Here is a 6,441-nt window from a genome sequence, read left to right as displayed (position 1 = left end):
ACGGTCCTGGTCGGCGGCGGTTGACGAGCTGGCGGGCGGGGTCGAACGGACCGCCGAGGCGCTGCGTGCGTTCGCCGGGGTCCAGCGGTCCTCACGGATCGACCCACGCCGCGCTCCCGAACTCACCGCGCTGATCGAAGAGTTCAGGCACACGGGAAAGGCCGGCCCGCTCCACCGTGCCCTGGCCGCGGTGCATGATGCGCCGCGCGTGCTCCGGGAGGGGCTGGAGAATCGGGCCTTCCTCACGGAGACCGCGCCCTGGCTGGATGCCACCGAGGCCTGGGGGCGTGCGGCTCTCGGCGCGCTCGACATGCTGTCGGCCCAGCGTGCGGGACGCGGCGCCGAGGCGTGGGCGGCGCGCCAGTCCCTGCCCGCCCTCGTCGAGTGGGCGAATTCCTCCGTTTGGACCGGCCCTGATCCCGGTCGCGAGGTGCCGGTCGAACTCGACCCGGTCCTCGCGGAGTTCGTCGAGGACTCGCTGGTGGAGAACACCCGCTGGCTCGGCCTCGCACAGCCTGCGGCGATTACCAATCTGCCGCTGCTGGACGGCTGTTTTCCCGTCTCGCACATGACGGACGGGGATCCGGCTACGTACTTCTGGGGCGCGGCGGCCCCTGCGCCCGGCCACTTCGCCGGGATCGATCTGGGCCGGCCCCGGCCGGTGACCTGCGTCGAGGTTCAGATGGGCAGCAGCGACAGCCCCGATGACTTCATCCACGAGGGTGTCCTCGAGTACTCCTGCGACGGCGCCACGTGGACCGAGGGCGAGGCGTTCACCGGCGAGACCACGGTGAAGGTGGATCTTCCCGCCGGGACCGTCGCCCGGTTCGTCCGGCTGCGGGTGACGAAGGCGCAGGACAACTGGGTGGTGGTACGGGAGTTCACCGTCCGCCGCGGCGATGTGCTCACCGTCTCCGGAACGCCCCCGCCCACAGGGGGCAGCGACTTCGCCCTCGCCGCGGACGAGGATCCGGGCACGGCATACGAAGCCGCCGCCTCCGCGTCGGCCGGGGACGCGATCCTGGCAGAGCTCCCCAGCGCGCGCGAACTGCGCAAGGTGCTGGTCCTGCAGCCCGGTACGGAAACGGCGGGCGGCGAGGTCCAGATCCGTACCCCAGAGGGCTGGACGACGCTCGGCCCGCTCTCCGGCACCGGATTCACCGAACTGCCCGCCCGGGGCATCGAGGCCGACGCGGTCCGCCTGCGCTGGGCCCCGGGTTCCCGGCCGCCGGCAGTCTCCGAAATCCTCCCCGTGTACGCCGGTGACGCGCCCGTATCCGTCGGCTTCACCCCATCCACGGTGGCGCTGGAAACCAGCGACCGTGCGGTGCTCACGGCCGTGCTCACCTCGACCCGTTGCGAGGACCAGCGCCTGAGCGTCCGGACGCATCCGCCCAAGGGCATCACGCTGACCCCGGCCCGCGGTGACGTCCCGCTACCGCGCGGCGCCCGGGCCGAACTCCCTCTGGAGATCAGGGCCTCGGCCGATGCCGCACCAGGCACCCACCACATCCCGGTCACCGTCCACGGGAACCACGGCACACCCCCGGCCCGGGCCACCCTGAGCGTCACCGTTTGGCCGGGGTGAACCGCTCCGCGCGGGACCGCGTCGACCGCTCCGCGGAAGACCGTTGACAGGCTTTGCACGGCCATGACATCTTTCCCGAGCCCGGATCAGACAACGTTGTCAACAAGGGGTGGAACATGCGACGGAGAGTCGGCCGGATTCGAAACTGCGTGACCAGCCTGGCAGTTGGCGCCCTGCTGACCGGTGCTCTCACCGGGCCCGCCGCCGTCACTGCCGCCGCCGCGCCGGTGGCCGACCCGACGAGTCTGGTCAACCCCTTCGTCGGCACCGAGAACTTCGGCAACACCTTCCCCGGCGCCGGCGCCCCCTTCGGGATGGTCCAGGTCAGCCCGGACACCGGCGGCCAGGGCGGCTACGACTACCAGCAGAACAAGATCCACGGCTTCAGCCAGACCCATCTCTCCGGCGTGGGCTGCGGTGTCGCGGGCGAGCTCCCGATCATGCCGACCACCGGCGCGGTCGACCACGTGAACCCCGACGACTACCGCTCGGAGTACTCCCACGACGACGAGCACGCCGAGCCCGGCTACTACCGCGTCAAGTTGACGTCGTACGGCATCGACGCCGAGCTCACCGCGACACAGCGCACCGGCTGGCAGCGCTACACCTTCCCCTCCACCGGCGCCGCCAATGTCCTGTTCAACACCGGCAGGGCCAACCAGAAGGTGTACGACTCCGAGGTGCACGTCGTCGGCGACCGCACCGTCGAGGGCCGGGTCCACGCGGGCAACTTCTGCGCGGGCAAGGACGATCACACGGTCTACTTCACCGCCACCTTCGACCGGCCCTTCAAGGCGCAGGGCACCTGGCGCGGATCGACTCCCGCGCCTGGCAGCCGGGACGCGGCAGGTGAGGGCGGCAACGGCGCATGGGTGACGTTCGACGCGAGCACCGACAAGGACGTCGTGGTGAAGGTCGGCCTGTCCTACACCGGACTCGAAGGCGCCCGCAAGAACCTGACCGCGGAGACGAAGGACGCCTACGACTTCGACGCCACCCGCGCCGCCCTGCACCGCACATGGCAGGAACAGCTCGGTTCGGTCCGTATCGGCGGCGGTTCGCACGACCGGCAGAGTGCCTTCTACACCGCGCTCTACCACGCGCAACTGCACCCGAATCTCGCCGGTGACGTGGACGGGCGTTACACCGGCTTCGACCGCAAAGCCCATACCGCAGACGGCTATACGCCCTACCAGAACTTCTCCCTGTGGGACACCTACCGCCCGCAGAACCAGCTCCTGGAACTCCTTCAGCCCGCTGTCGCCCGCGATGTGGCGCTCTCGGTGGTCGCCATCGGCAGGGACGGCGGCTGGCTGCCCCGCTGGGCGCTCGCCAACAGCGAGACCAACATCATGACCGGGGACCCGGTGACCCCGTTCCTCGTCGAGGCATGGTCGAAGGGCCTGCTCGCCGGGCACGAGGAGGAGGCGTACGCGCTGCTGAAGAAGAACGCCACGAGCACGCCGCCCGCCGGCTCCCCGTACAACGGCCGCTCGGGCGTGGACTTCTACCGCGAGCGCGGCTACATCCCCTCGGGTCTCGGCCTCGGCAAGGACTGCGCCGACAAGGGCGGCGACAACGACTGCAACCACCCGGCGTCGGCCACCCTGGAGTACGCGGCCGCCGATGCCTCGCTCGCCCTGATGGCCGACGGGCTCGGCCACCGGGCGGACGCCAAGATGTTCGCCGGTCGCGGCCAGTGGTTCCGCAATCTGTGGGACTCCTCGATCGGGCAGTTCCGTCCCCGTACGACGCAGGGGACGTGGGTGACTCCGTACGACCCGGTCGAGGCGGGCCATCAGTTCCACGAGGGCGGCGCCCACCAGTACCAGTGGCTGGTGCCCCAGGATCCGGCCGGGCTTGTCACGCTGATGGGCGGCAGGAAGGCCGCCGAGAAGCGGCTCGACGCCTTCTTCGTCCACGACAAGCTGCTCACCGACCCGGCCGGCACCGCGCGCAACGACTGGATCTCCCAGCCGTACGACTACTACGGCAAGCCCACCTACAACCCCAACAACGAGCCCGATCTGCACGCCCCGTACATGTATCTGTGGGCGGGCGCGCCCGCGAAGACCGCGACCGTCACGCGGGCGGCGATGACGCTCTTCACCAACGGCCCTGACGGTATGACCGGCAATGACGATCTGGGCACGATGTCGGCCTGGTACGTCTTCTCGTCGCTCGGTCTCTATCCGACGATGAGCGGCGCCGACTTCCTGGCGCTGTCCAGCCCGCAGTTCGAGTCGGCGACCGTCAGGATCGGGCAGTACGGCCGCAAGCAGGGCGGCACGCTGGAGATCGACGCCCCCGGGGCGAGCGACGACCGGCGCTACGTCCAGAGCGTCGCTCTGGACGGCAAGGACGTACGCACCACCTGGCTGGACTGGGACGCGATCGCGCACGGCGGGCGGCTGGCCCACCGGCTCGGGACGGAGCCGTCCGCGTGGGGTACAGGCACAAGCGCCGAACCTCCGTCCGTGGGCGCCTCGGCAGGAGCCGACAGCCGTCGGCATGTCGACGCTTCGCTGCATACCGCGTCGGACGCAGTGCCCACGAGCAACAGCGCACAGACCGCCCACCTCTCCGTGGACGTGCTGGCCCAGTCACCGGGAGATGTGAGCGTGTCCGTCGCGGCGAAGGCTCCGGCTGGCTGGGCCGTGAAGACTCCCTCGACGCTCACTCTCACCTCCCGCCGTCTGCCGGTGCAGACGACGGTCCCCCTCCCGGTGACCGTGCCGCCGGGCACCGCGGTCGGCTCCTATCCGGTGCAGGTCACGGTCACGGCGCAGGGCATCGCTCCGGTTCTCCGTACGGCCACCGTCGAGGTGCGGACCGCGGCGAGCTGCGCGGGAGCCGGGACCGAGCTGTGTGCGGTGGATCTGGCCGGTGCGGTGAACCATGACGGTACGGCCACAAAGGAGCAGCCGGGCCAGGGCAACTTCGACGGTCTTGGCTGGAGTTACGACGGCGACCTGCTGCCGAAGGCGGGTCCGGTCATCTGGAACGGCGTGACGTACAACGCGCCCGATGCGTCGGGTACGGCGGCGAACTTCGTCGAGGCCCGCGGCCAGGCGCTGCTGCTCCCCGCCGGCGCCCGCTCCTCGTTGCATCTGGTCGCCGCTTCCCACAACGGGCCGGTCGCGACGACGCTGACCGTGCGCTACACGGACGGCAGCAGTGCGGATGCGCATGTCACCATCGGCGACTGGGCCGGTTCCACACCGTCCGGAAGCACGGTCGTGCTCGACATGCCGCACCGGATCAAGGGCGGGCAGGGCGTCGACGGGCCTCCGGTGCGGCTGTTCGGCGGCGCGGTCCCGCTCGACGGGGCGAAGGCGCTGCGGTCGGTGACGCTGCCGGACGACCCACGGGTCGAGGTGTACGCGATCACGCTGACGTGAGCCGAGCTTGCGTTGCATAGAATGCAACGCGAGTTGCACCTCTTGCGCATGCGAGCGGCACAGGCCACTGTGTCTGCCACAGCGGAAGTGTGCGACCGACACGCGAGGTGCGTTTCATGAGCAGCAGGGCAGCACGGACGGAGCCGGGCCGGGGCGGCGGGACCAGCCGTCGGCGGTTCATGGGCGCGCTTGCAGCCGCGGCGGTCGGCGCCGTCGCCGCGCCGCAGGCCGCACAGGCGTGGCCCTCGTGGCCCCGTGGACCACGCCCCTTGTTCCTCGGTACGTACACCTCGGTCGCGGGTGGTGGCAGCGGGATCGGTCTGGCCACATACGACGAGGCGACGGGCCGGATCACCGCCACCGGAACCGTCCGGGGCGTCAGCGACCCGTCCTTCCTGGCGCTGCACCCCTCGGGCCGGACCCTGTACACCGTGAACGAACAGCAGACGGGCGGCGTGACCGCCGTACGACTGTCCCCCGACGGTCACCACCGTGTTCTCGGTACCCAGGGCACCGGCGGCGCGGGCCCGTGCCATCTGTCCGTACACCCCGGTGGGCGCTGGCTGTTCAGTGCGAACTATGGCTCCGGCAGTGTGGCCGTGCACCCGATCGACGCCTCCGGCGCGCTCGGCCCGCGTACGGATCTCGTCACGCACACCACGCCACCGCCGGGCCCGGGGCAGGAAGGACCGCACGCCCACCAGATCATCACCAGCCCGGACGGCGGACATGTGCTGGCCGTCGATCTGGGGACCGACACCGTCTACACCTACCGGCTGGACGCCTCACGAGGAACCCTCACGCGGATCTCGTACGCGACGGTCCAACCGGGCGCAGGACCCCGGCATCTGACCTTCCATCCCGGAGGCCTGTTCGCCTACCTGGCCAACGAGGTCGACAACACCGTGGCCGTCTGCGCGTACGAGCCCGCCACCGGGAAGCTGACCCCGGGCACGCCGCAGCCGACCGGCACGGGACCCGGCACGAGCTATCCGGCGCAGCTGGTCGTCACCGGCGACGGCCGGTACGCCTTTCTCGCCAACCGCGGCCACAACAGCCTGACCCGCTATGCGATCGAGGACGGCGGGTCCCGGCTGAGGCTCCTTGGCACCGTGCCGGTCGGCGGTGACTTCCCCCGTCACATCGCCCTCTCCCCCAGCCAGGGCCTGCTCTTCGCGGCGAACCAGCGCTCCAGCTCGGTCACCGTCTTCCATGTCGATCACGAGAACGGTGAACTCCGGTCCGCGGGCGGCCCGTTCAGCTCTCCCGTGGCCGTGTGCGCCCTGCCGCTGTAGGCACCGTCCGCACTCGTAGGTCATGGCCTGCCGCGCCGACCCCGAACTAGGGCCTGTCGTTTGGATCAGGCCGGATCAGTGAGCGGCCCGTCGCGGAGCGGCTGATGTCACTGCGGTGCGTGCGATCGCAAGGCGGAGGAAGGAGCCGACGCGGAGC

General features: G+C 70.6%; 3 protein-coding genes. All 3 read left to right on the top strand.

Annotation, left to right across the window (positions count from 1 at the left end; all coding sequences use genetic code 11):
• A partial coding sequence (locus ABZS64_RS38920; protein WP_355839888.1) for a discoidin domain-containing protein occupies window positions 1-1,588 on the top strand: 1,588 nt, incomplete at its 5' end.
• Between the two features lie 149 nt (window positions 1,589-1,737).
• Complete coding sequence (locus tag ABZS64_RS38915) at window positions 1,738-4,989, top strand: GH92 family glycosyl hydrolase (RefSeq protein ID WP_355839886.1); 3,252 nt, start codon at window positions 1,738-1,740, stop codon at window positions 4,987-4,989.
• A gap of 116 nt (window positions 4,990-5,105) precedes the next feature.
• Window positions 5,106-6,284: a lactonase family protein gene (locus tag ABZS64_RS38910; RefSeq protein ID WP_355839884.1), complete on the top strand. Its 1,179-nt coding sequence runs from the start codon at window positions 5,106-5,108 to the stop codon at window positions 6,282-6,284.
• Window positions 6,285-6,441: the final 157 nt, after the last annotated feature.

Origin of the sequence: Streptomyces sp. NPDC005408 (genome assembly GCF_040606445.1) — a bacterium.
Classification (GTDB): domain Bacteria; phylum Actinomycetota; class Actinomycetes; order Streptomycetales; family Streptomycetaceae; genus Streptomyces.
The sequence above is the reverse complement of the archived record's forward strand: the minus strand, read 5'-3'. Positions and strand labels throughout refer to the sequence as shown.